At 57.4% G+C, this 22,871-nt stretch carries 23 protein-coding genes; 13 read left to right on the plus strand and 10 right to left on the minus strand.

All coding sequences use genetic code 11. From position 1 onward, the window contains the following. Positions 1-19: 19 nt before the first annotated feature. From AC07ED_RS03985 to AC07ED_RS04005, 5 genes are all read left to right on the plus strand, one after another. Positions 20-1,405: an MBL fold metallo-hydrolase RNA specificity domain-containing protein gene (locus AC07ED_RS03985; RefSeq protein WP_066707496.1), complete on the plus strand. Its 1,386-nt coding sequence runs from the start codon at positions 20-22 to the stop codon at positions 1,403-1,405. After that, entirely contained in the window at positions 1,402-2,916 is a 1,515-nt protein-coding gene (locus AC07ED_RS03990; protein ID WP_066707498.1) for a thymidine phosphorylase family protein, read from the plus strand. The genes AC07ED_RS03985 and AC07ED_RS03990 overlap by 4 nt, the downstream gene beginning before the upstream one ends. Further along, positions 2,916-3,806 (plus strand): ribose-phosphate diphosphokinase, encoded by an 891-nt coding sequence (locus AC07ED_RS03995; RefSeq protein ID WP_009573625.1) that lies wholly within the window; start codon positions 2,916-2,918, stop codon positions 3,804-3,806. The genes AC07ED_RS03990 and AC07ED_RS03995 overlap by 1 nt, the downstream gene beginning before the upstream one ends. A 65-nt stretch (positions 3,807-3,871) precedes the next feature. Beyond that, positions 3,872-6,232, plus strand: a complete 2,361-nt coding sequence (locus AC07ED_RS04000; RefSeq protein WP_009573624.1) for a copper-transporting P-type ATPase — start codon at positions 3,872-3,874, stop codon at positions 6,230-6,232. A gap of 121 nt (positions 6,233-6,353) precedes the next feature. Next, positions 6,354-6,836: a c-type cytochrome gene (locus AC07ED_RS04005; protein WP_009573623.1), complete on the plus strand. Its 483-nt coding sequence runs from the start codon at positions 6,354-6,356 to the stop codon at positions 6,834-6,836. A gap of 57 nt (positions 6,837-6,893) precedes the next feature. Here AC07ED_RS04005 and lgt read toward each other — a convergent pair whose 3' ends face one another. From lgt to AC07ED_RS04045, 8 genes are all read right to left on the minus strand, one after another. After that, on the minus strand, positions 6,894-7,799 hold the full coding sequence (lgt, locus tag AC07ED_RS04010) for a prolipoprotein diacylglyceryl transferase (protein ID WP_009573622.1): 906 nt from the start codon (positions 7,797-7,799) through the stop codon (positions 6,894-6,896). A 97-nt stretch (positions 7,800-7,896) separates the two neighbouring features. Then, the gene (ccmI, locus tag AC07ED_RS04015) at positions 7,897-9,045 is read right to left on the minus strand and encodes a c-type cytochrome biogenesis protein CcmI (RefSeq protein ID WP_478241850.1); all 1,149 of its coding nucleotides are present in this window, start codon (positions 9,043-9,045) and stop codon (positions 7,897-7,899) included. 11 nt (positions 9,046-9,056) lie between these two features. Then, positions 9,057-9,527, minus strand: coding sequence for a cytochrome c-type biogenesis protein (locus AC07ED_RS04020; protein ID WP_009573620.1), 471 nt, complete (start codon positions 9,525-9,527; stop codon positions 9,057-9,059). A gap of 1 nt (position 9,528) precedes the next feature. Continuing rightward, a complete protein-coding gene (locus AC07ED_RS04025) occupies positions 9,529-10,089 on the minus strand; it encodes a DsbE family thiol:disulfide interchange protein (RefSeq protein WP_009573619.1) in 561 nt (186 codons plus the stop codon). Positions 10,090-10,092: 3 nt separating this feature from the next. Continuing rightward, positions 10,093-12,093 (minus strand): heme lyase CcmF/NrfE family subunit, encoded by a 2,001-nt coding sequence (locus tag AC07ED_RS04030; RefSeq protein WP_009573618.1) that lies wholly within the window; start codon positions 12,091-12,093, stop codon positions 10,093-10,095. Between the two features lie 47 nt (positions 12,094-12,140). Then, the gene (locus AC07ED_RS04035; RefSeq protein ID WP_232616942.1) at positions 12,141-12,461 is read right to left on the minus strand and encodes an SHOCT domain-containing protein; all 321 of its coding nucleotides are present in this window, start codon (positions 12,459-12,461) and stop codon (positions 12,141-12,143) included. A 1-nt stretch (position 12,462) separates the two neighbouring features. Continuing rightward, on the minus strand, positions 12,463-13,848 hold the full coding sequence (locus tag AC07ED_RS04040) for an ATP-binding protein (RefSeq protein WP_009573616.1): 1,386 nt from the start codon (positions 13,846-13,848) through the stop codon (positions 12,463-12,465). Beyond that, complete coding sequence (locus AC07ED_RS04045; RefSeq protein WP_009573615.1) at positions 13,845-14,567, minus strand: response regulator; 723 nt, start codon at positions 14,565-14,567, stop codon at positions 13,845-13,847. Before AC07ED_RS04045 ends, AC07ED_RS04040 begins: the two co-directional genes overlap by 4 nt. A 168-nt stretch (positions 14,568-14,735) precedes the next feature. Here AC07ED_RS04045 and AC07ED_RS04050 point away from each other — a divergent pair, with 168 nt between their 5' ends. The 6 genes from AC07ED_RS04050 (at position 14,736) to AC07ED_RS04075 (ending at position 19,786) form a co-directional block, all read left to right on the plus strand. Next, a complete protein-coding gene (locus tag AC07ED_RS04050; protein ID WP_009573614.1) occupies positions 14,736-15,359 on the plus strand; it encodes an EF-hand domain-containing protein in 624 nt (207 codons plus the stop codon). An 89-nt stretch (positions 15,360-15,448) separates the two neighbouring features. After that, positions 15,449-15,835, plus strand: a complete 387-nt coding sequence (locus AC07ED_RS04055) for a DUF302 domain-containing protein (RefSeq protein WP_009573613.1) — start codon at positions 15,449-15,451, stop codon at positions 15,833-15,835. Positions 15,836-15,856: 21 nt separating this feature from the next. Continuing rightward, the gene (locus AC07ED_RS04060) at positions 15,857-16,318 is read left to right on the plus strand and encodes a rhodanese-like domain-containing protein (protein WP_009573612.1); all 462 of its coding nucleotides are present in this window, start codon (positions 15,857-15,859) and stop codon (positions 16,316-16,318) included. A 45-nt stretch (positions 16,319-16,363) separates the two neighbouring features. Further along, on the plus strand, positions 16,364-17,782 hold the full coding sequence (locus AC07ED_RS04065) for a multicopper oxidase family protein (protein WP_478241855.1): 1,419 nt from the start codon (positions 16,364-16,366) through the stop codon (positions 17,780-17,782). After that, a complete protein-coding gene (locus tag AC07ED_RS04070; RefSeq protein ID WP_105236768.1) occupies positions 17,779-18,471 on the plus strand; it encodes a TVP38/TMEM64 family protein in 693 nt (230 codons plus the stop codon). Before AC07ED_RS04065 ends, AC07ED_RS04070 begins: the two co-directional genes overlap by 4 nt. Beyond that, positions 18,464-19,786 (plus strand): APC family permease, encoded by a 1,323-nt coding sequence (locus AC07ED_RS04075; RefSeq protein ID WP_009573609.1) that lies wholly within the window; start codon positions 18,464-18,466, stop codon positions 19,784-19,786. Before AC07ED_RS04070 ends, AC07ED_RS04075 begins: the two co-directional genes overlap by 8 nt. Before the next feature lie 208 nt (positions 19,787-19,994). Here AC07ED_RS04075 and AC07ED_RS04080 read toward each other — a convergent pair whose 3' ends face one another. Together AC07ED_RS04080 and AC07ED_RS04085 are read right to left on the minus strand one after the other, a co-directional pair. Beyond that, complete coding sequence (locus tag AC07ED_RS04080) at positions 19,995-20,315, minus strand: type II toxin-antitoxin system RelE/ParE family toxin (protein WP_009573608.1); 321 nt, start codon at positions 20,313-20,315, stop codon at positions 19,995-19,997. A gap of 5 nt (positions 20,316-20,320) precedes the next feature. Next, on the minus strand, positions 20,321-20,563 hold the full coding sequence (locus AC07ED_RS04085; RefSeq protein WP_105236769.1) for a type II toxin-antitoxin system ParD family antitoxin: 243 nt from the start codon (positions 20,561-20,563) through the stop codon (positions 20,321-20,323). A gap of 530 nt (positions 20,564-21,093) precedes the next feature. Here AC07ED_RS04085 and AC07ED_RS04090 point away from each other — a divergent pair. Then, positions 21,094-21,690: a hypothetical protein gene (locus tag AC07ED_RS04090; protein WP_009573606.1), complete on the plus strand. Its 597-nt coding sequence runs from the start codon at positions 21,094-21,096 to the stop codon at positions 21,688-21,690. A 236-nt stretch (positions 21,691-21,926) separates the two neighbouring features. Beyond that, positions 21,927-22,769, plus strand: a complete 843-nt coding sequence (locus tag AC07ED_RS04095; protein WP_096807337.1) for a hypothetical protein — start codon at positions 21,927-21,929, stop codon at positions 22,767-22,769. Positions 22,770-22,871: the final 102 nt, after the last annotated feature.

Here is a 22,871-nt window from a genome sequence, read left to right on the forward strand (position 1 = left end):
GAATGAAAGGCACAGGATCATGGCACAGGACACTCGCCCAACACTTCGTTTTCTGGGAGCCGCCGGAACAGTAACCGGATCGCGCTATCTGATTGAAACCGGGGATCGCCGCATTCTAGTTGATTGTGGCTTGTTTCAAGGCTTCAAATCGCTGCGGGACCGCAACCGCAAGGCGTTTCCGGTACGCCCCTCCACCATTGACACCGTACTTCTGACGCACGCGCATCTCGATCACTCAGGCTATCTGCCTGCGCTGATCCGCGGCGGGTATCGAGGGAAGGTGATGTGTACCGAAGCGACGGAGGAACTCTGCGGCCTGATCCTGCCGGACAGCGGCCATATCCAGGAAGAGGAGGCACGTTTTGCCAAAAGGCACCGATACTCCAAGCACAAGAACCCCAAGCCGCTCTACACGTTGAAAGATGCTCAGGCGGCGCTTGAGCATTTGCACAGAGTTCCCTTCAACAGCACAATCGATGTTGGTGACGGAATATCCGCAGAGTTCATCCCGGCGGGCCATTTGCTCGGTGCGGCGCAGATCCGTATCAGACTGCCGGGAAGGACAATCCACTTCAGTGGCGACCTCGGCCGACAGAACGACGCACTGATGCGACCACCACAACCGTTCTCAGGTGCGGACGTGTTGGTTTGTGAATCCACCTATGGCAATCGCCATCACGCAGCCATCGACGCGGAGGAAGAGCTTCTGCCAATCCTGAAACGTGTTTTCGGGCGGGGCGGTACGGTTCTCATCCCCTCATTCGCGGTTGGGCGCGCGCAGGGGCTTATGTATCACATTGCACGCCTGCAAAACCGCGGCGAGATCCCATATGTGCCGGTTTATCTCAACTCGCCAATGGCGATCGACGCGACCGAAATCTACCACGGCCATCACGAAGAACATCACGTTGCCTGGGAGGATTGCCTTGCGATGTTCCAGATCGCCAAGCGGGTCACTTCGGTCGAGGAGTCGAAGAAGCTGAACACGCAGCATGGCCCGATGATCATCATTTCGGCGAGCGGCATGTTGACCGGCGGGCGGATCCTGCATCACCTCGCCAGCTTCGGCGGCGACCCGCGCAACGCAATCCTGCTGTCGGGCTTTCAGGCTGGCGGTACCCGCGGGGCGGCACTGGCCGCTGGCGCGGACAGTCTGCGCATGTTCGGTCGAGATTTCCCGATCAGGGCAGAGGTGATCCAGCTCGAAGCCTTTTCCGGACATGCCGATGCCGAAGAGTTGCTGGCCTGGATGCGCGCGTCGGATCGCGCGCCGCGCATGACCTATGTGACTCACGGCGAACCTTCTGCCTCGGACCGGCTGCGCTGGCGGATCGAACATGAACTCGGCTGGCCTGCCCGCGCCCCCGAACACCTCGAAACGATCCGGCTGGACAATCCAAAATGACAGAAATCGACAATACGCTCGCCCTGTCCCGCGCGGGGATCGACACTTACCGGCAACCCGTTGTCTTCATGCGCGAAGACTGCCACGTCTGCCGCGCCGAAGGCTTCGCAGCCCTGACCCGGATCGAGGTCACGCTCGGCGACAGGTCGGTGATTGCCACGCTGAACGTGTTGACCAATGGCGACTGGCTGCCCGACGACACTGCCGCCTTGTCGGAAGAAGCCTGGGCCGCCCTGAAGCCCCAACCGGGGGACCGGGCAAGTTTTACGCACCCGGAGCCACCGGACTCCGTCTCAGCGATCCGCGCCAAGGTCTATGGAGAAACCCTTGAGCAGCAAAGGTTCGACGCAATCATTCGTGACGTCCTCGATCATCGTCTCTCCGATCTCGATCTGGCAGCCTTCATCACCGCCTGCGCGGGCGACCGGCTTTCGATTGCGGAAACCATCGCACTGACCCGATCCATGCAGGCGGCGGGCGAAACGCTGGATTGGGGCGGCGCCGAGATCTACGACAAGCATTGCGTCGGGGGGCTTCCAGGAAACCGCACCACGCCGATCATCGTTTCGATCATCGCGGCGGCGGGGCTGATGATCCCCAAGACCTCTTCTCGCGCGATCACTTCCCCCGCAGGCACGGCCGACACGATGGAGGTCATGGCTCCCGTCTCGCTCGACATCCCCGCGTTGAGACGCGTCGTCGAGGCTGAGGGCGGGTGCATCGTTTGGGGGGGCAACCTCGCTCTCAGCCCTGCGGACGATGTTCTGATCCGGATTGAACGGCCACTCGATTTCGACAGCGACGGACAGCTGGTGGCGAGCGTCTTGTCGAAGAAGGCTGCGGTCGGTGCGAAGCGCGTGCTGATCGATGTGCCCGTCGGACCAACGGCCAAGGTCCGCTCGGCGGAAACCGCCGCTGCGCTGGCAGAGCGGCTCCGCGCCGTTGGCAAGGCCATCGGCCTGACGCTCTCGATCCATCAAAGCGACGGGACTGCACCTGTCGGCCGCGGAATTGGACCCGCACTTGAAGCCCAAGATGTCCTTGCCGTGCTACGCCGCAACGAGAACTTCCCTGTCGACCTGCGCGACCGTGCACTCGACATCGCTGGAGCGCTGCTGGACCTTGTCCCCGAGACGGGCAGCGCGGGAGGGCGAAAGGTGGCCGCACAGCTGCTCGACAGCGGCGCTGCCGAGGCGAAGTTCATGGCGATTTGCGATGCACAAGGCGGTTTCACTGAGCCCGGTGAGGCGCGTTATCATGCGGTGATCACCTCCCGCACGGCGGGGCGCCTCATTGCGATTGACAATCGTCGCATCGCGCGCACAGCGAAACTCGCCGGCGCACCGCGGCAGCAGCTCGCAGGGCTGCGCCTTCTGGTCCAGATCGGTGACCATATCGAATTTGGCAAGCCGCTGTTCGAGATCCACGCCGAAACGCTGGGAGAACTGGAATACGCCCGCTCCTATGCCGAGGCGCAATTGGGACTTTGCACAATTGAGGAGGCAAACTGATGACCATTATCGCCCCCTTTCCCGGCATGGAGCCATTGGCGCGCAGAATGGCGGCGACATCCGGTGCCGAAATCCAGCCGGTGGACTTGCACCATTTTCCCGATGGTGAAACCCTCGTGAAGCTCGGCGGCGATCCTGCAGGACGCGAAATCGCCTTCCTCGCCACGTTGCGCGATCCTGATCGGCTGGCGTTGCCTCTGCGTTTCGCAGCTCTGACGGCGCGCGAACTTGGGGCCGCGCGTGTGGGGCTGGTCGCGCCCTATCTTGGCTACATGCGCCAGGACAAGCGGTTTCATCCACGCGAAGCTGTGAGCGCCCCGATCTTCGCGGGATTTCTTGATGAATGTTTCGACTGGGTGATGACCGCTGACCCCCATCTGCATCGCAACCCGAGCCTTTCAGCGCTGTTCCGCATTCCCGCATATCGTGTCGCCACAGCCCCTCTGCTGGCCGACTGGATTGCGGCGAACGTTCCAGAGGCCGTGCTCCTTGGGCCTGACAGCGAAAGCCAGCAATGGGTGGCTGAAGTCGCCAGGCTCGCCGGACGCCCCTACGAAGTGCTGACAAAACATCGCTCCGGGGATCGGCAGGTCGAGATCAGCCTGCCGGGCAGCGCCGTTTTCCGACAGGGGACACCCGTGATCCTCGATGATATCGCCTCGTCCGGACACACGCTGATCCGAACGCTCGAACAACTCGAGCAGGCCGGTGCCCGACCTGCGACTTGCGTAATTATCCACGCGGTTTTCGCACACGGCGCAGAGGAAGCAATCCGCCATGCCGGTGCCGCGCGGATCGTCAGTACCGATACGATTCCACACTCAACGAACGCAGTCTGCGTCGGCGAGCTGTTAGCGACAGAAATGAAAGTTGCTCAATGCGCCACTTGACCTTCCAGTTACTGGAAGAATTAGGTTTGAGGCAATGAGCTAGAAATACGGGAAAGGATCCCCGAATGAACAACCATCACGAACATGCCAACGGATCTGACGATCAAGTTCCTTCTGGCTACGCGGGCACGGTCTTCACTTGCCCGATGCACCCCGAGGTACGCCGCGCCGAACCGGGAGATTGCCCGAAATGCCAGATGCATCTGGTGCCGGAGGGCGAGCCCTCGCAACACCACGCCCATCATCAGCACACGGGCGACGCGGTGGAGCCAAACCACTTGGACTCGGTTCCCAACGACTACACTGGCCCGGTTTATACCTGTCCGATGCACCCTCAGGTGCGCCAGACGCATCCCGGGTCTTGTCCGATCTGCGGTATGGGGCTGGAACTGGAATCGGCCGCCATGGAAGCGGAAGGCCCGAACCCGGAGCTTGTGGATTTCAGCCGTCGTTTCTGGGTGGGGGCCATTTTGACCGTACCGCTCCTTGTGCTGACCATGGGCCCCTATCTTGGCCTGAGCGGGGTGCGCGAGATATTCGGAGAACGCGTCACCCTCTGGGTCGAACTCGCGCTCGGGACACCCGTTGTCTTTTGGTCCGGCTGGCCTTTCCTTGTTCGTGGCTGGAACTCGTTCCGGACAAGGAACCTCAATATGTTCAGTCTCATTGCCATGGGTGTAAGCGCCGCATGGCTGTTCAGCATCATCGCCGTCCTGGCACCGGGCATATTCCCCGATGGGTTCCGGGATGCCGAAGGGCATGTCGGCGTCTATTTCGAGGCGGCGGCTGTGATCGTCACGCTGGTCCTTGTGGGACAGGTGATGGAGCTGCGCGCTCGCGAAGGCACTGGCAAGGCGATCCGTGCTCTTCTGGATATGGCCGCCAAGACGGCACGTATTATCCGCGACGACGGAAGCGAGGAAGAGGTTCCATTGGAACAGGTCCAGGTCGGCGACCGACTACGTGTGCGACCCGGTGACAAGGTGCCGGTCGATGGTATGGTCGTCGAAGGCAGGTCCTCAGTTGACGAAAGCATGATCACGGGCGAGCCGGTACCTGTAGAAAAGGTCGGAGGAGACCCTGTAACGGGTGCCACGATCAACGGAACCGGCAGCCTGATCATGGAGGCGACGCGCGTCGGCGCCGACACGATGCTGAGCCAAATCGTCGAGATGGTGGCCAATGCGCAGCGGTCTCGCGCGCCGATCCAGAAATACGCCGACAAGGTCTCCGGATATTTCGTGCCTGCAGTTATTGGCATCGCCGTGCTGGCCTTCATTGGCTGGGCCATTTGGGGCCCGGTCCCGGCCCTTTCCTATGCTCTTATTGCGGCCGTTGCCGTTCTCATCATCGCTTGTCCCTGTGCCCTCGGCCTTGCGACACCGATGTCTATCATGACGGCGACGGGGCGCGGCGCGCAGGCGGGTGTCCTGATCAGGAATGCAGAGGCACTGGAACGGTTCGAGAAGGTCGATACCCTGATCGTCGACAAGACCGGCACGCTGACGGAAGGCAAGCCGAAACTTGTCGGCGTCTACCCTGAACCGGGTCACGATGAGGTAGAAGTGCTTCGGCTTGCCGCATCGCTGGAACGCGGCTCCGAGCATCCTCTCGCGGAAGCCATCGTACGCGGTGCTGAAGAGCGTGGCGTCGACCTGGCAAAAGCCGACGCCTTCGAGGCGGTCACCGGCAAGGGCGTCAAAGGCACGGTGGACGGGCGGGTAGTGGCGCTCGGCAACGTGAAACTCCTGACTGACCTCGGACTTGATGCAGCAGAGCTTCGGGACAAGGCGGATGCCCGTCGGGATAATGGCGAAACGGTTATGTTTGTCGTCGTCGAGAATGACGTTGCCGGTCTTGTCAGCGTCGCAGACCCGGTAAAGGCGACCACACCGGCCGCCCTGAAGGAACTGCACGCACTTGGGTTCCGTATTATCATGGCGACGGGAGACAATGAGCGTACCGCTAGGGCCGTCGCGTCCAGTCTAGGCATCGACGAGATCCGCGCCGATGTGATGCCGGAAGACAAAGCGAAGATCATCAAGGAACTTCAGGCCAAGGGGCACAAGGTTGCCATGGCCGGCGACGGTGTCAACGATGCACCTGCCCTGGCTCAGGCCGATGTCGGGATTGCCATGGGCACCGGCGCCGATGTGGCCATTGAGAGCGCAGGGTTCACGCTCGTCAAAGGGAACCTCGACGGTATCGTGCGTGCGCGCAAACTCGCCCGCGCGACCATGCGGAACATACGCCAGAACCTGTTCTTTGCTCTGATCTACAACACTGCGGGCGTGCCCGTCGCTGCGGGGATCTTGTTCCCATTCCTCGGGATCTTGATCAGTCCGATGTTTGCGGCCTTTGCCATGAGCGCTTCCTCAATCTCGGTCGTCCTAAACTCCCTTCGGCTACGGCGCGCGCAGATTTGAGGGGAAACAAGAACGATCGCGAGGTCCATCAGACCGTTCAATAAACAGTATTGGGTACAATCCATCGCCGGAGAAGGGGCAACAGCGTTCAGACAATCACCTGCAAACCAAGGAGACCAAAATGACCTACATTTCCAGACAGATGATCTTAGCCATTGCTGTGGTGTGGGCGCTGCCAGTCGGCGCCCAAGACAGCGGGCATATGACAGATAATGGGGCGATGAGTCAGATGATGAGCTCCGGACTGTTCCTGCCAAACATGGATGCAGCCAAGGGGCGTGCGCTGTTCGCCTCGAAAGGCTGTGTCGTTTGTCATTCTATCAACGGGGTCGGAGGCGAGGATGCCCCCGCCCTTGATGCAGCGTATATGGACCTGCCAATGAACCCGTTTGAATTTGCCGCCCGAATGTGGCGCGGCGCGCCGGCGATGGTCGCTGCCCAAGAGGATGAGCTCGGCGGGCAAATTGAATTCACAGGTCAGGAGCTTGCCGATATCATCGCGTTCGTTCACGATTCCGAAGAACAGAAGGCATTCTCTGCCGGCGACATCCCCGAAAAGATTGAAGAAATGATGCACCAAATGGGTGAGGAGGATCACGACTGAAGCGTCAGGGGATATCGCAGTAGAATAAGGCAATGCGTCGAAAGTTTCATTTGCGCCCTAAGATGCCGATCCTATGGCGGACCGCTTCTGCGCCAGCCAAAGTAATCCAAATCCCGCGGCTAACATCGGCAAGGAAAGGAATTGCCCCATCGTAAGCCCCCAGTCACCAAACTGCACAACATACCCAATCGGATTGTTCACGTCTGCGAATTGAGCGTCGGGCTGGCGAAACAACTCTACAAAACTTCTCGCAAAACCATATCCGGCCAGGAAGAGCCCGCAAATTGCCCCTGGTGTCCTAAGCCATCCGCGCCGCCACGCAAGGAATAGGAGAGCGAAGCCAAGCAACAGGCCTTCCAAAAGGGCTTCGTACAGTTGCGAAGGATGCCGTGCGCAAATGTCGGTTATTCCCGGGCATGATTGCGCTGCGTCACCGGGAAATATGACGGCCCAGGGCATGTCCGATGGGCGGCCCCATAGTTCATTGTTTATGAAATTTGCGATCCGGCCCAAGAACAAGCCCGGAGGCGTTGCCAGAGCGAGAAGGTCAGCCATGCTCAGGAGCGGCATACGCTGACGGATGCCATAAACAAGCGCGGCAATGGTTACGCCAGCAAACCCACCATGAAATGACATTCCCCCTTGCCAGACCTTCAGAATTTCTAACGGATTGGCAAGATAGAACCCGCGCTGATAGAACATCACGAACCCTAACCGCCCGCCAACGATCACCCCGATGATAATCCAGGTCAAAAGATCCTCAATTTGGCGCGGTGTTAGCGGGGCGCCCGATGCAGGCCACAGAGCGGCGCGTTTGACCGTGGCAACACAAATTCTCCAGCCGACGAGAAGGCCGATGATATAGGCCAACGCATACCAGCGGAGAGTCAACGTAAACGTGCCGATCTCAACCGAAAATATATCCGGCCCGATATTTGGGAACGGAAGTGCGGACAAAGGCATGGACATTCTTTCTAGTCATTCGGGTGAGGTCGGATCGTGCACATACGCCGTTCGTGCTCTCTCATGGTTTGTTCATCGCGAGTGAAGCTTCCGCGGGCTATTGGCCCGACTGGAGTTCTTCCAAGGACTGCAAAATGACACTTTGGCGCGGGTCTTCGGAGGAAACGGGCACCAATAGCTCTTTGGCTCGACTGTACGCGTTCAAGGCGAGGTCAGTTTCGCCGAGCACCCTGTAGGCCCTGCCAAGACGCATCCATCCATCGATATCGTCTGGTTCAGCCTCAAGGCGTGTTGCCAAACGTTCCACCATGGATCGGATAAATGCATCTCGATCGACATCATCCATCTGGCTGGCCGCTTCGACATCTGCAGCAGTGGGGCCGGGCGAATTGCCTGACATTACTGGAGCATAATCCGACAAACTGATAGGCGCTCGGCCCAGTGCCGCACCTATCCGGTTTGCTTCCGCGACAAATGTTTCCATCCAGGGTGCGAACCCATCCACTTCGTCCAATCGCGTGAGAAGACGATTGTAGGCCTGCTCATTCGCACCCGCTTGCGCAAGCCCGACAGCATCGTAAAAAGTTCCAGCAGGATTGGTCGGATCGAGCTCAAGTGCTCTTGCAATGGCCCGCTTCGCTTGGGGTGTCACGATCCCCTGTTCGGAAACGATGAGAGCTTCCGCATAGATCGAAAACACAGCAGAATCGGCATTCATGGATTGTGTTGCACGCTCGTAGGCCGATGCGGCATCCGAAGCGCGGCCCAATTTCATGAAGGTCTGTCCAAGGAGCATCCAGCCCTCCAAGGCTCCGCCTTCTGAATCCGCCTGCAACCGCTGCAATAGCTTCTGCGCCAACGCTTCGATTTCACGATTTTGCGCGACCTCTGCCTGGCGATCCTCGAAAGCGATGCTGGATAGGTTTGGCGCTCCAGCAAAACTGTAATACCCCGCCGCGAACAGCGGCACAAAGACCGCAGCAGCCATGAGTATGACCCTGCCGCCGCCGTTGGATTCCCCGGTGTTTTTTACTCTCCCCACGGAGAGAACCCGCCGCTTGATTTCCTGTCGCGCCGCATGCGCCTCTGCGACAGAAAGCAGGCCGCGTTCAGCATCCCGATCGACTTCAGACAACTGGTCCTTCAAAACTGCGAGAGTCCTGTCTTCGGCCGGACCTTGCACCAAGGCAGGCTTCCACGCCGAAGCCGCAACAATACCTGAGGCAGTCAAGGCGAGGACTGCCATTGCAATCCATATCATCGGTGGTCCCCTTCGCTGGATGAAGTGAAAATGCGTGCGACCTCGGCCTCCTCGTCATCGCTCAGGTCTGCGATTTTTTTTCTTTTTCGAGAGCCCATCAGGATGCCGCCACCGATCCCCAGAGCCAAGAGCCCAAGGAGTGGGGGGGTAAACCAGAGAGCGTAGGTCTCGGGTTTAAACGGAGGCTTCAGTAGAACGTAATCGCCGTATCTCGCTTGGATGAAAGCAATTGCATCTTCGTTCGTGTCACCCGCAACCAACCGTTCCCGGACCAAAAGTCGTAGGTCGCGCGCAACGCCGGCGTTCGAGCTGTCAATATCCTGATTTTGGCAAACTACGCAGCGAAGCTGCCTGGAAACCTCCCGTGCCCGAGCCTCGAGGATTGGATCGGAGAGGATTTCGTCGGGCTCAACAGCCTGCGCAGACATTGGCATGATGAGTGCCAACACAAGGAAAAAACGACGCATGTCAGCTCCTCTCCTCTAACACACCCGCTTGTCGGAGAGCCTGGCGAAAGGTTGATACAGCCTCTTCACCGACGATCGGGCCGACGTATCGGTAGAGCACCGTTCCATCGCCTCCGACAATGAATGTCTCGGGCACACCCGAAATCCCCCACTCGATCCCGGCACGACCTGACAGATCCAAGCCAATACGTTCGTACGGGTTCCCGAGATTTTGAAGCCAATTGACCGCGTCTACCGGTTGATCCTTGTAGTTGATCCCGAACAAACGCACGCCATCGCGCTCAACCAAAGCGCTCAGAACCGCGTGTTCGGCACGACAGGGAACGCACCAGGAAGCGAACACATTAACGACGACTGGCGTTGGGTTTCCGAGCAGGTTTTCCCGAGACAGTCCCTGTACATCAAGACCCGGCACCGGCCCGAGAATGAACGAGGGAGCTGGCTGAGAAATGAGAACCGAAGGAATCTCGCTTGGGTCACGATTGGGATTCAGGCCCCACAAGAAAAATCCGCCGACAATCACTGCCAGTACCAAGGGAATAATCGCTACAGCTCGTTTCATTGCTCACTCCGCTGCGACCGGTTTCGTGGATCGTGCCTTGGAGCTTTGGGGTGCCCCGACCCGGAAGCGGCGATCGGACAAGGACAGACTGCCGCCTATGACAAGCATGGCCGCACCCAACCAAAGCAAGCCGACGAATGGCTCATAGAGAATACGCAGAGTCCAGGCACCGCTCTCTTCGGCTTTGTCCAGAGAGGGTTCCGTGATCGAAGCGTATAGGTCTCCCGCCAGGGTTGACCGTATCGCCGATTCTGTTGTCGTACTTTGTGCGACCGGATAGCTGCGCCGTTCAGGTTTGAGAGCCGTCACGAAAGAGCCGCCCCTTTCGACGCGCAGGGTTCCCTGATCCGCAATATAGTTCGGGCCACGAACGCGCTGCACACCTTCAAATGTGACATCAAATCCCGCAATGTTGACACTCGTGCCGGGCTCTACAAATGCGATCTCTTCAGATTTCCAAACCGAAGAGCCAATCATGCCGATCATCAAGACCGCAACTCCCGCATGAGCGAGCGTCATTCCATGCGCCGCGCGGGGCAAATTGCGGGCACGCCGGATGCTTTCCTGGAGCGGAACCTCGAACAAACGAACCCGCAGCGCCCATTCACGTAAGGAAGCAAAAAACAACCAAAGCGCGATGAGGATCGAAAGATATGCCAACACGGGCCCGCCTTTGGCGAAATACCAAATTGCGAGCGTTGCCAGCACCGCCAGCACCACCACGAAGCGGACACGTTGAAGCACTCCGACGAGATCGGCTCGTTTCCAGGACAAAAACGGCCCCAGACCCATGACAAAAACCAAGGGGAGCATCATTGGTACGAACGCGCCATTGAAGAACGGCGGACCGACGGAAATCTTGTCACCAGAAACGGCTTCGAGAAACAGCGGATAAAGCGTACCGAACAGAACCGTGCCAGTCGCTGTAGCCAGGATCAGGTTGTTTAGCAACAACCCTGCCTCTCGACTAATCGGCTTAAACAACCCGCCACCTTCCATCATTGGCGCCCGCCACGCATAGAGTGCAAGTGAGCCACCAATTGAAATCGCAAGCAGGCCAAGAATGTATAGGCCTCGCTCCGGATCCACGGCAAAAGCATGCACAGAGGTCAGCAAGCCAGACCGAACCACAAATGTGCCGAGGAGTGACAGCGAAAACGTCAAGATCGCGAGTAGGATTGTCCAGCTTTTGAACGCGTCACGCTTTTCAGTGACAATCGCCGAATGGAGAAGTGCTGTCCCGAGAAGCCAGGGCATAAAACTGACATTTTCAACCGGGTCCCAGAACCACCATCCACCCCAACCCAGTTCGTAATATGCCCACCACGATCCCAGAGCTATCCCCGCAGTCAGGCTGATCCACGCGGCCAGTGTCCAGGGTCGAACCCATCTTGCCCAGGCTGTGTCGATCCGTCCCTCGATCAAGGCTGCGGCTGCAAACGAAAAGACGATCGAGAAACCGACATATCCAAAATACAGCAGAGGCGGGTGCATCGCGAGGCCGATATCCTGGAGCAGAGGATTGAGGTCAGCGCCATCAAGCGGCGGAGGAAAGACGCGCTCGAACGGATTGGATGTGAAGAGAAGGAAGGACAGGAACCCGACGCTGATCCATGCCTGCATTGCCAAAGTTCGCGCTCGAAGTGTTTCCGGTAGGTTTGAGCCGAAAGCAGCAACCGCAGCACCGAAGATGGTCAGAATGAAGACCCAGAGAAGCAACGATCCTTCATGACTTCCCCAAGTCGCCGCGACTTTGAAGATCATTGGTTTCAGCGAATGCGAATTGTTCGCAACGTTCAAAACAGTGAAATCAGAGACAACAAAAGCGCGCATCAAGGCTGCAAAGGCAAGTCCGACGAAGACGACCTGCCCAAAAGCAGTCGACCGGGCCGAACGCATCCAGAGAAGATTGCCCCGGGCCGCGCCGAAAAGAGGAATAGTCGATTGGACGAGGGCCAACGCCAATGCGAGGGCCAGCACAAAATGGCCGAGTTCCGGGGTCATAGGAGCCTCACGATCTTTAGCAGTGGGGTCGACTGGTGATCACTTTCTCAGTCGTCTAGAGCGGCTTTGCGCTTGCGATACTCTTCTTCATCAATCTCACCGCGCGCGAAGCGATCCCTGAGAATGTCATGCGCGCTCGACCCGGAGGCACGGCCCTTTTCGCTGAACCAGCGAACGGCGAAGAATATCAGCGCAATAATCACGCCCCAGAACACGATCATCATCAGCCCTCCCAGCATTCCAAATCCACCGCCCCACATGTGGCCGTAATAATCTCCGCCGGGGTCCGCCATGGCGGTCGTCGCGAACAGTGTGAATGCTGCGGTTGTGTTGGTAAGTCTAAGCATGTCGGTTTCCTTTTCTGTCATTTCATGTTTCAGCAACTGGCAATCGAATTGTCGCGATAAGCCCCCCGTCCGGGTGGTTCGCCAGACTGATCTCCCCACCCTGCGCACGAAGAATGGACCTTGCGATCGACAGGCCCAGCCCATGCCCGCCGGTTTCCAGAGATCGGCTTTCTTCAAGCCTGAAGAATGGGTCAAATATGCGTTCCAATTCTGCGGTTGGAATCCCCGGCCCTCTGTCAGTGACGGAAATTTCTATTTCCCCCTCGGCTGATATCCAGCCCAGGGTTGCGGACCCGCCGTAGCGCACCGCGTTCTCGATCACGTTTCGCAATGCGCGTCGAATGGCATTGGGGCGCAATCGAACCGTGACTTCGGGGCCGTCAGAGAGCACAAACGGTACGACCATATCCCCCCGCAGAGCTTCTAGGAACGATTGCAGGTCAACATCCTGCATTGGTTCGTTCCCTGAGAGACCTTTCGCGAAGGTAAGGGTTGCTTCCACCATCGACTGCATTTCTTCGACGGTTGCGACGAGACTCTCTCGGGTTTCGTCTTCCTCTACCATTTCTGAATGTACTCTCATTGCGGTGAGCGGAGATCGAAGATCATGTCCAAGGGCCGCCAGAACCCTCGTTCTGTCGGCAACGAACCGTGTCAGCCTGTCCTGCATACGGTTGAAACCAGCGGTCAGCTCCCGAACCTCCTGGGGTCCCCGTTCTGGCAACGCGTCTATGTCTTCTCCACGCCCCAATCGTTCCGACGCCCAGGCCAATCGCCGCAGAGGGCCCAGCAGTCCGGTCATGACAAACCAGCTCACTGCGACCAACAGGGCCATTGCCGTCAGACCAAATGTCAGCATGGAATAAAGCGGCCACTGGATCGGCGGACGCTCAAAGCGCGTACTTACGTTCAACCACTGGCCGCCGGCGATCGAAATTGAAAGGTTCATCTCGATTGCGGACAGTTCACCTCGCATCATGGCCAAGTGCATCTCGGTCATTTCGTGCGAAAGGTTCGGTAGCGGCAGGATCGCGCCTTGGATCTGGTGAAGCTCCACACGAATGTCGCGACTGTAGCTGTCGTTCAGGAGTGCGCGGACGCGGGTTTCAACCAACCCGCCATCCGAATGGTCGCTATGTTGCACAAGCGGCTTCGTCCCGAGGTCAAAGCGAACAAGGGGCGAGTTCGCCGCGCGGATAATTGATGGGCGCAGGTCAGCGGGTGCCTCTTCAATCAAGCGCGCAACATTTGCCGCTCGTCCAGCTGCCTCAAACCCAAGAGCAGCCCGTATGGCGAGGCTTCGTTCATCGGCGAAGAGCCACAGGCTGACAAACTGTGCGATCCCCAACGCGATAATGATGAGAAGAACGAGTTGGACCCGGAGAGATCGTAGGAGCCGCCAGATCATTCGGACACCTCGACGTCGACCGACAGGCAGTAGCCGCCGCTTCTGATCGTCTTGATAATACGTGGACGGAGAATGTCGGGCTCGAGCTTTCGCCGAAGGCGCGAAATCTGGTTGTCAATTTTCCTGTCCAACGGACCAGCGGAAATGCCCTGAGAAAGATCTAGCAACTGATCGCGGCTCAACACCATCCGAGGGCGCTCCAGAAGGACCGTCAGCAGTTTGAATTCTGCGACCGTAAGAGCGGTCTCTTGTCCCGCGTCGTCGAGAAGCACCTGCCGGTCTACATCCAAGGTAAGGTGTGCAAAGCGGACTTTGCGGCCGCTCAGAGATCCGGTGAAGGCCTCTTTGTGCTCGCTTCTTCGCAGGACGGCTTTGATCCTCGCAAGGAGTTCGCGTGGATTAAACGGCTTGGGAAGATAATCGTCCGCACCGATCTCCAAACCGACAATACGGTCCGCATCTTCACCGAGCGCGGTTAACATGATGATCGGCAGTCGCCCTTCGCTTGACAGACGTTGGCAAACGGAAAGGCCATCCTCGCCAGGCATCATGATATCCAGGACCAGTAGGTCGAAGCTTCCGACAGCCAGCTTCGCGTCCATCTCCGCCGCATCCTTGGCAGCGGTTGCTCGCATGCCATTCTTTTCCAGATAGCGGGTTACACTTTTCCGGATCTGTTCATGGTCATCCACGACGAGAATATGTGGCGCGTGTTGCATGGGGCCCTTCTAAAGCATTGGAAATCAGACGGTCAGGTTCCTTTTTGTCGCCAATTGTATCAGCCCCTGTCCATTGCGACAGACGGATACAAATCCACGGGTGTACGTCCTTACATTCAAATGTTTGATGCCAAGTTGTATGAGGTCAAAAGAAGGAAAGGCTTCAAAATGTCCTACTCAACAAAAGTTTCTACCGGTCTTCTGGTTGCCGTTCTCACAGCAGGTGCTGCGCTCGCCGATGACAGCCATCACCAAGCTGCGGGCGGTGAAAGCGTCTCTCCCAATGTACTTGCTCAACCGATGGCAGGGACGGGCGGGCCCGGAATGATGATGGGTGGCGGCATGATGGATCCCAGTCAGATGGCCGAGCATCTTCAGATGATGCACGGCATGATGCGCATGATGATGCAAATGCATTCGGGCATGATGAGCGGAAACGGCAGCATGATGGGACCAAGCACAACCGGTCAAGGTATGTTCCCGATGATGGGGGGCAACATGATGTCAATGTTCGATATGGATGGAAACGGCGCGGTGTCTCCCGAAGAGGCGCATGAGGGCCTTCAGTCGATGCTGTCGGACTATGACGCCGACGGTAATGGCACGCTCTCGATTGACGAATTCGCGTCGCTTCACGCCAAGGCGATGCGCGAGACCATGGTCGATCGTTTCCAGATGCTTGATGCTGATGGCGACGGCCAGATTTCTCAAGGCGAAATGGTCGCCCCTGCCGACAACATGGCACAGGGTATGGCCGCAAATCCCGGAATGATGACGGACGAAGACAACTGAACCCCGTCGTTCAGAAATTCCCCATTCAGGTAAGCCCGTCAACGGTTCGGTGCTTTGGGTTTGCCTGAACAAGATCGAGAGGGCTCAAAATGAGTTATACCTACAACAGACATCTGCCCAATACGGCGATTGATGATGCGGAGATGCGCCTGCGCGAAGCCCTGAAAGAAAAGGGATTTGGTGTACTGACCGAAATCGACGTACAGGCAACAATGAAGAAAAAGATTGACCGCGACATGGATGGATACCGCATTCTGGGTGCGTGCAACCCTCATATGGCATGGGAGGCCATTGGGCTGGAGCCCCGTATAGGATCGATGCTGCCTTGCAATGTGATCTTGCGGACGGTCGAAAACGGCACTGAAATCAGCGCTGTTGATCCAGTGGCTTCGATGGCCGCTGTCGAGAATGAGAAGCTGCACGAAGTCGCCGCGCAGGTGCGCGATATGCTGCGATCTGCGGTTGATAATGCATAAACTAAACTGAGGAGGCAGACCATGCTGAGCCGCCGTCAAACTTTTGGCCTGTTCGCATCGAGCACCTTGCTTGCCTATTCGCCAGCTTGGGCTGACAACCATGACGTATGGGCGCTCGATACTCTCCATGATGCGCTGAAAAGCGATTTGGCAAGGCTTGTGGACATCCGCAGACCCGAGGAATGGCAAGATACCGGCGTCGCGGAGGGGGCGTGGCCAATCGACATGACCCATCCGCGGTTCGGGGAGCGCCTCTTCGACGCCCGCGATCTTGCTGCGGGACGCCCGGTCGCCCTGATTTGTCGGACCGGCCATCGCTCAGGTCTCGTAATGAGCAAGTTGCGTGAAGCGAAAGCTGCCGGCTTTGTTGACGCCGTAGGCGGGATGCTTGGCGCCCCGGGGAGATCCGGCTGGATCGAGCAAGGTCTGCCGACAGTAACAAGAGAAGCCGCACTGGCCGCCCTCCCAAGTGAGCTAGCGTGAGACACAAGCTATACCATGACAAATCGTAGAGCCTTCATCGCCGGCTTGGCTGGCCTGCCGTTCGCCACAGGTCCGCTGGCGGCCATCGCACAGGGGAGTGTCAGGGCGTTGGCTATGCCACCATTGCTCGACGCAACCCGCGATCGGCATTTCCGTCTGACTGCCCAAAAGGGCAAGACCGATTTTACAGGACTGGGCGGCGGTGAGACCTGGGGGTTCAACCAATCCTTTTTGGGGCCTACGCTACGTCTTCCCGCAGGAGCTTCGACGCAAGCACAGATCGACAATACGCTGTCAGAGAAAATCTCGGTGCACTGGCACGGTATGCTGATACCCGGCGAAGTTGACGGCGGCCCACACCAGACCATTGAACCGGGCACGACTTGGTTTCCCGAACTGGATCTGACACAACCACCCGCTACTCTTTGGTACCACTCGCACGTTCATGGTGACACCGGACGACAAGTTCAAAGGGGATTGGCCGGTGTGATCCACGTTGATGACGGTCGGGACGATGCTCGGGGTCTCCCGATCTCATACGGCGTCGATGATTTGACCTTGGTTCTGCAAGACCGCCGGTTCGACCGGCAGGGCCGCATCGATTATGGCCTGTCTATGCCAGATCAGATGATGGGTTTCATGGGCAATGTCATTCTTGTTAACGGTCAGCTAGGCACCCAGGCTGTCGTCCCTCGCGGTATTGTCCGTTTGCGCTTGCTCAACGGCTCGAACGCGAGGATTTATCCCCTATCGTTTTCTGACCGTCGCGAGATGCACCTCATCGCGACGGACAGTGGCTATCTCAATCAACCTGTCGCCATTGAGTCCCTCGTGATCGCTCCCGGCGAACGATACGAAGTCCTCGTCGATTTTTCGGGAGGAGAGGCTGGCACGCTGGTATCCTCTGCAAATCCCAATCAGATGATGGGTGGGATGATGGGCGGCGCGAGCACTGCTGGGGGGAGCTTCGTAGTTGTACCCTTTGGTGTGGATGCGAGACTTCCTGCCCGCATTCTGGAAATACCCGCCGACTTGGGCGGCGTCCTGCCTGACGGTGAGGCCCGATCAGTCAATACACGTCAGATCACACTCGATATGCCAATGGGGATGGGCATGATGATGCGTAGGTCGAATGATCGGTTTGCGATCAATGGGCAGTCCTTCGACATGGGGAGGATAGACTTGTCTCTTTCGAAGGGGGCGACCGAGATTTGGCAAGTCTCCTCAAACATGATGATGCACCCGTTTCATGTTCATGGCGTGAGGTTTCAGGTGCTCGCCGAAAACGGAAAGAAACCAAGCATACAAAATTCTGGCTGGAAGGATACCGTGCTCGTAAATGGCCGAGTCGATATCCTGGTCAGCTTTGAGCAGACGGCAGATCGCGCCAATCCCTTCATGTATCACTGTCACATCCTTGAACACGAAGATGGAGGAATGATGGCGCAGTTCACGGTCACATGATCGTGCAAGCATGGGGATATGGTCGCCTGATTGGTTGTTTGGCGATAGCAACAGTTCTGTCTCTTGCAGCTTTCGGTTTTTTTTCGGGCACGGTTTCTCTGAGCAATCTTGGGGTCGCCTTTTCACAGGCTGAAGTGCAGCGCCATATTGAAAATGCCGGAGCCGTTGGCCCCCTCGCGGTTATTGCACTCATGGCCCTCGCGATTGTCGCAAGCCCCATACCGAGCGCACCAATCGCACTTGCCGCCGGGGCTGCATTTGGTCACTATCTCGGAGCCACCTACGTAGCCATAGGCTCGGAGCTCGGTGCTACAATCGCATTTGTCTTCGCGCGAAAACTCGGTCGAAGCACAGTTCGGCGTTTTTTGGGTAAGTATTCAGAGTTCGGGCTGTTGGGGTCGCAAAAGGCTCTGATGTTATCAGTGTTTGCGTCCCGCCTGCTTCCATTCGTTTCTTTCGATGCAATCAGCTATGTTGCGGGCTTGAGCCAACTTCATCTATGGCGCTTCATGCTGGCAACTTTTGCCGGGATTTTGCCGGCGAGTTTTGTTCTTGCCCATTTTGGAGCTGTGGCCATGTCAGGGGATTGGGGAACGGCTGAATGGATCACGATAGGACTTGGGGTTGTGACAGCACTGCCTTTTGTCTTTTTGACCCTCAAAAATAGAAAGCAGATCGACGATGAATAGCGACTATAAAGCGGGCAGCATTTCTCTTTGGGATGCCGTCGCCATGGGGACTGGTGTCATGATTGGCGCCGGAATTCTGGCACTCACAGGCCAAATTGCGGAACTGGCCGGCCCTACCTTTCCACTTGTGTTCATCGTTGGAGCCATCGTTACAGCCTTCAGCGCTTACACTTACATAAGAATGTCCAATGCCTACCCGTCAGCTGGCGGAATTGGAATGATCCTGCAAAAGGCCTATGGACCAACCGCCGTAGCCGCTGCAGCGGCTTTGCTTATGGCTCTGTCAATGGTCATTAACGAAAGCCTAGTCGCACGGACCTTCGCAAACTATTTGCTCCGTGGACTGGGCATTGCACCAGATGGCTTACTGGTTCCGGCAATAGGCGTTGCTCTCATTATCGCAGCCTATGTCGTCAACATCTCGGGCAACCGCTCTGTAGGCTGGATTTCCCAGTTGCTCGCGGTACTGAAGGTTGGCGGTATCACTCTGTTTGGGATCTCTGCGCTTTGGGCCGGCGGGTTTACTTTTGGCACAACAGGAGATGGAACAGCTTCACAGGGTCTCAGCGGATTTGTTGGTGCCACAGCGTTGGCAATTCTGGCATTCAAAGGGTTCACGACAATCACCAACAGCGGCGCCGAGATAGTGGACCCACACCGCAACATCGGACGCGCGATCATCATTTCATTGGCGGTCTGCGTAGTGGTGTATCTCTTGGTAGCATTTGCGGTGGGAAGCAGCTTGCCGCTTGGCAAGATCGTCGAAGCAAAAGACTATGCGCTCGCGGAAGCGGCAGCACCGTCCCTTGGGGAAACGGGCTTCTATCTGACCGTCGCGCTCGCTTTGATCGCAACTGCATCAGGCGTGATTGCCAGCATCTTTGCGGTATCTCGTATGTTGGCAATGCTGACAGAGATGAAATTGATCCCGCACAGTCATTTTGGGATGTCAGGCGGAGTCCGCGACCATACACTGATCTACACAGTAGTGATTGCGAGCCTGCTGACCATTCTCTTCGACGTTAGCCGAATAGCGTCGATGGGGGCCTTCTTTTACCTTGTAATGGATATGGTTATTCACTGGGGAGTGTACCGAAACCTTAGGGCCGAGCTTTCTGCGCATGGATGGATCATGTTGACTGCAATCGGTCTCGACGCGATCGTGCTTGCCGTATTCGCTTCACTAAAGTGGCAGAGCGATCCAATGATTGTAGTGGTCGCATTCGCGATCATGGCTTGTGTATTGATCTTTGAGCATTGGTTTCTTCAGCGCACAAAAACCGAGCCACATCAACATGATCACAATGGGCATTGAGTGCTCGCGTGATGACCAGGTATCGAAGCAGTAATTCTTAGCGCTTCCAACATTCAAATTGGTCGGGTTTGAGCGATTTTGAGACCCACTTTGCCGATGTGTAGGACTACTTTCGTTGCCTCGATGGCGGGCGCCAACGCGCGTTTCACGAGGTCAGTGAAGACTATGGAAGACTGGTCGAGCCATTGAAATGAGGAAACGCAAGGGCTTAACCGCCGTCGAGATCCTCGTAGTAGACGAGCGCGGGCATGTTGCGGCGCTGATGCACGATGCGCAGGATGACTGCCGCCCCATCCGCCGCATCTAGCCGCTTGTAGAAGATCACGTGACGTTGGCAGTTGACGGACCGCAACCCCGGAACGAAGAGACTCCTGTCCCGACCCCGGTCGGGATCCCCGGTGATCTGCTCGAAGGCGTTGACCAACTGGCGGTAATAGACGAGCCATTGGTCCCTACCCCAAGTTTCGACGGTGTAGGCACGGATCTCTTCAAGGTCGGCCCTGGCCCGACCGGAAAGTCGAATAATCATATGGGTCAGCGATCAAATGCATCCGGTTCGAAGGCATGAGCATCGAACTCGGCGAAATCCCCATTTTCGGCCAGGGAGGCTGCTTCCTCTAGGTCGGCCTTGAGGGCATAGAACTGCCGGGCGCCATCCTTCTCCATCAGCATCCTTACGCCGGCGCGCACGACTTCGCTCAGATTGGCGTAGGCGCCGGACTCGATCTGCGCCTGCAAATATTTCTGCATCGGTTCGGTCAGGTGGACGTTTGGCATCAGACTCTCCTATCCATGCTCAATCGTATCAGATACTGACATAGATATTCAAGCTCAGGCTCGATCCCAACTTGGGCCCCAAATCGGCTCGCTGGCTGCTCCCGCCCTTCTGCTCCCGGATTCCATGCGGAGAGCCGGGCCGGGCAGTTTCCCGATACAGCCCTTCCCGAGGCCAGGAGCGCTGCGCCACGCGGTTTGGAGGGCTCATTCGATCTGTCCTTCCGTGACCACTTTCGCGGCCACATTGGAACACCCAATTTCCCCTTTGTAACAGACGTTTGTTTAGCAGCTAACATGAAAGGGGTCCGCAATTTTGGCCACTTTCAAGACGCAGAAGCAGCCAGAACCGGCGTCAGATCTTGGAAGCGGTCAAGCGACACAAGCGAACAGTCGCAAGCAACCATCAATCAAATCTCCTTGCTATCATTAATGTTGTTTCGTATCGCTGCACCATTATAGATGGAGTCGGCATCATGAAGCACGTGATCCACAGCGTGGCAACAGCCACGGCACTAACCATATCCGGACTAATGGCCTCGTCAGGTCCGGCTCAGGCCTATCAGGTGGACTGTGCAATCCTCCTCTGCCTTGCGGGCGGCTGGCCTGCCTCCGCGCCCTGCGCGCATGCCAGAGCGGTCTTCATTCGGCGGATCACACCATGGCCGATCGAGCCGCCCTTACAAATCTGGCGGTGTCCGATGGGTGTGTCGTTCAACGATCCCAGCCCGATGTCGCCTATGGAACGCCTTTATGACACCACGTTCCGCGATCCGCCCGAACCGCAGGAATCGACTTCGAAACCCCTTGTTCGCGTCCAAGCAGATGAGCAAGCTGACATCGACATTTCGGGCGACGCCTTTGATTTCGTGCGCAGCATACGGGTCTATCACATCCAGTATCGCCAGCACGAAAACCGAGATGGCGACTGCAATCGCAGCGACTCGACGCGATTGGGGTCCTACGGCGTGCAGGGCGACTACCGATGGACAAGATCCACCGTGGGCCAGGTGCCAGCCGCATCCGGCCTGAGCATCCCGAATGGATGCGGCAGCTACTTTTACCGTTCCGTCTTCGTCGACTGGCGTGATCACGCCGGGAACTATGGCTCTGAAGAGGTTCGCTACTGACAAAATCTGCGCGCGGTATTACCGCGCGCGTCCTGACAACCCCGCACGGAAGGCTGTGCAAAACCCCCGAAAAGGAGACGACGCCAGACCGTGAAGCCTGACGCCGTGCTAGAAAACTCCGTGAACAAGAGTTTCCTAGCGCACCGCTAAAACACCCGCAACCAGCAAAGTTGTTTTGCTGGCAAGAATGTTGTTGTCTCACGACATGGCGTCGGTTCTCCAAGGAGACCTCGACCATGGAACCTACGACCGGCCTGATCCTGCGACGGATCACACAGACAAATCTCTCTGTTGCTGCGCACAAGCTTGCTACCCTCATCCTCGATGCCATCGCCTGGAAGGATGGCTACAACGGTTTGTCGCGCGGAACGGCAGCCTTCACCCTCTCGGCCCTGGCGGAGAAGATGGGTGTTTCACGACAATATCTTTCGGTTCTATTGAGCGAACTTGAGACGTCGAAGTTGCAGCTCGAGCGGGCAAAGCCGAATGGAAAGTTCGCGCCCTGGATCTTTCGGTTTTCCGCCTTCGACGAGGAGAGTGAAACCCATGATCTCGTGTCAGGTGAAGGTGACACATCACTATCTAGAGATAATAATAACAAAACTATCTTCTCAGGACTGATCGACATCACCGCGAGTTCGAACGTTTTTCAGACCAGTTGGGCAGAGCTCATCAAAGCAGCGAAGGCCACGTTGCCCTGCTGGAACATCGACACCCAGGTCATCTGGGATCGCTTCCTCGCCTTCAATCGGTCCCGAGGCAACGGCAGGGTGCCGGCCGGCTTCCTGCTTGGCTTCATGCGCCGGTGGCGAAATTCGTCGGGAACTCCAACTCGTCCCGCGGTCAAGCCGCCCGCGAGACCAATAACGGACCCCAAAGAGCGCGAATTGCTGAGACAGATGCAAGCCGCACCAACTTCGAACCGCCAGTTCCACGCGTCCGACTTGTGTCGCTTGATCGGATACACTGCCTACGAAGCGCGTGTACTCGATGTGATCCACGAGTTTGGGTGCCAGAGGTTTTCAGCGACGTTGGCGGTGCACGGACGAGCGGTGCTGGCAGGGGAGATATCCAGGTAGATTCACCTGCCAAGCTTTGGATCCGGGAAGGCTCTGCCCCCGTACAGAAAATCGGCAGATAATGAAGTTTATGTTAAATTTCGAAGAATTCAGCGCGTAGGG

The sequence above is a fragment of the Aestuarium zhoushanense genome, from assembly GCF_056431045.1.

What these genes read in the sequence shown, in the direction of transcription:
- AC07ED_RS03985 (WP_066707496.1), top strand. Translation starts at nt 20, where the DNA reads ATGGCACAGGACACTCGCCCAACACTTCGTTTTCTGGGAGCCGCCGGA.
- AC07ED_RS03990 (WP_066707498.1), top strand. Translation starts at nt 1,402, where the DNA reads ATGACAGAAATCGACAATACGCTCGCCCTGTCCCGCGCGGGGATCGAC.
- AC07ED_RS03995 (WP_009573625.1), top strand. Translation starts at nt 2,916, where the DNA reads ATGACCATTATCGCCCCCTTTCCCGGCATGGAGCCATTGGCGCGCAGA.
- AC07ED_RS04000 (WP_009573624.1), top strand. Translation starts at nt 3,872, where the DNA reads ATGAACAACCATCACGAACATGCCAACGGATCTGACGATCAAGTTCCT.
- AC07ED_RS04005 (WP_009573623.1), top strand. Translation starts at nt 6,354, where the DNA reads ATGACCTACATTTCCAGACAGATGATCTTAGCCATTGCTGTGGTGTGG.
- lgt (WP_009573622.1), bottom strand. Translation starts at nt 7,799, where the DNA reads ATGCCTTTGTCCGCACTTCCGTTCCCAAATATCGGGCCGGATATATTT.
- ccmI (WP_478241850.1), bottom strand. Translation starts at nt 9,045, where the DNA reads ATGGCAGTCCTCGCCTTGACTGCCTCAGGTATTGTTGCGGCTTCGGCG.
- AC07ED_RS04020 (WP_009573620.1), bottom strand. Translation starts at nt 9,527, where the DNA reads ATGCGTCGTTTTTTCCTTGTGTTGGCACTCATCATGCCAATGTCTGCG.
- AC07ED_RS04025 (WP_009573619.1), bottom strand. Translation starts at nt 10,089, where the DNA reads ATGAAACGAGCTGTAGCGATTATTCCCTTGGTACTGGCAGTGATTGTC.
- AC07ED_RS04030 (WP_009573618.1), bottom strand. Translation starts at nt 12,093, where the DNA reads ATGACCCCGGAACTCGGCCATTTTGTGCTGGCCCTCGCATTGGCGTTG.
- AC07ED_RS04035 (WP_232616942.1), bottom strand. Translation starts at nt 12,461, where the DNA reads ATGACAGAAAAGGAAACCGACATGCTTAGACTTACCAACACAACCGCA.
- AC07ED_RS04040 (WP_009573616.1), bottom strand. Translation starts at nt 13,848, where the DNA reads ATGATCTGGCGGCTCCTACGATCTCTCCGGGTCCAACTCGTTCTTCTC.
- AC07ED_RS04045 (WP_009573615.1), bottom strand. Translation starts at nt 14,567, where the DNA reads ATGCAACACGCGCCACATATTCTCGTCGTGGATGACCATGAACAGATC.
- AC07ED_RS04050 (WP_009573614.1), top strand. Translation starts at nt 14,736, where the DNA reads ATGTCCTACTCAACAAAAGTTTCTACCGGTCTTCTGGTTGCCGTTCTC.
- AC07ED_RS04055 (WP_009573613.1), top strand. Translation starts at nt 15,449, where the DNA reads ATGAGTTATACCTACAACAGACATCTGCCCAATACGGCGATTGATGAT.
- AC07ED_RS04060 (WP_009573612.1), top strand. Translation starts at nt 15,857, where the DNA reads ATGCTGAGCCGCCGTCAAACTTTTGGCCTGTTCGCATCGAGCACCTTG.
- AC07ED_RS04070 (WP_105236768.1), top strand. Translation starts at nt 17,779, where the DNA reads ATGATCGTGCAAGCATGGGGATATGGTCGCCTGATTGGTTGTTTGGCG.
- AC07ED_RS04075 (WP_009573609.1), top strand. Translation starts at nt 18,464, where the DNA reads ATGAATAGCGACTATAAAGCGGGCAGCATTTCTCTTTGGGATGCCGTC.
- AC07ED_RS04080 (WP_009573608.1), bottom strand. Translation starts at nt 20,315, where the DNA reads ATGATTATTCGACTTTCCGGTCGGGCCAGGGCCGACCTTGAAGAGATC.
- AC07ED_RS04085 (WP_105236769.1), bottom strand. Translation starts at nt 20,563, where the DNA reads ATGCCAAACGTCCACCTGACCGAACCGATGCAGAAATATTTGCAGGCG.
- AC07ED_RS04090 (WP_009573606.1), top strand. Translation starts at nt 21,094, where the DNA reads ATGGCCTCGTCAGGTCCGGCTCAGGCCTATCAGGTGGACTGTGCAATC.
- AC07ED_RS04095 (WP_096807337.1), top strand. Translation starts at nt 21,927, where the DNA reads ATGGAACCTACGACCGGCCTGATCCTGCGACGGATCACACAGACAAAT.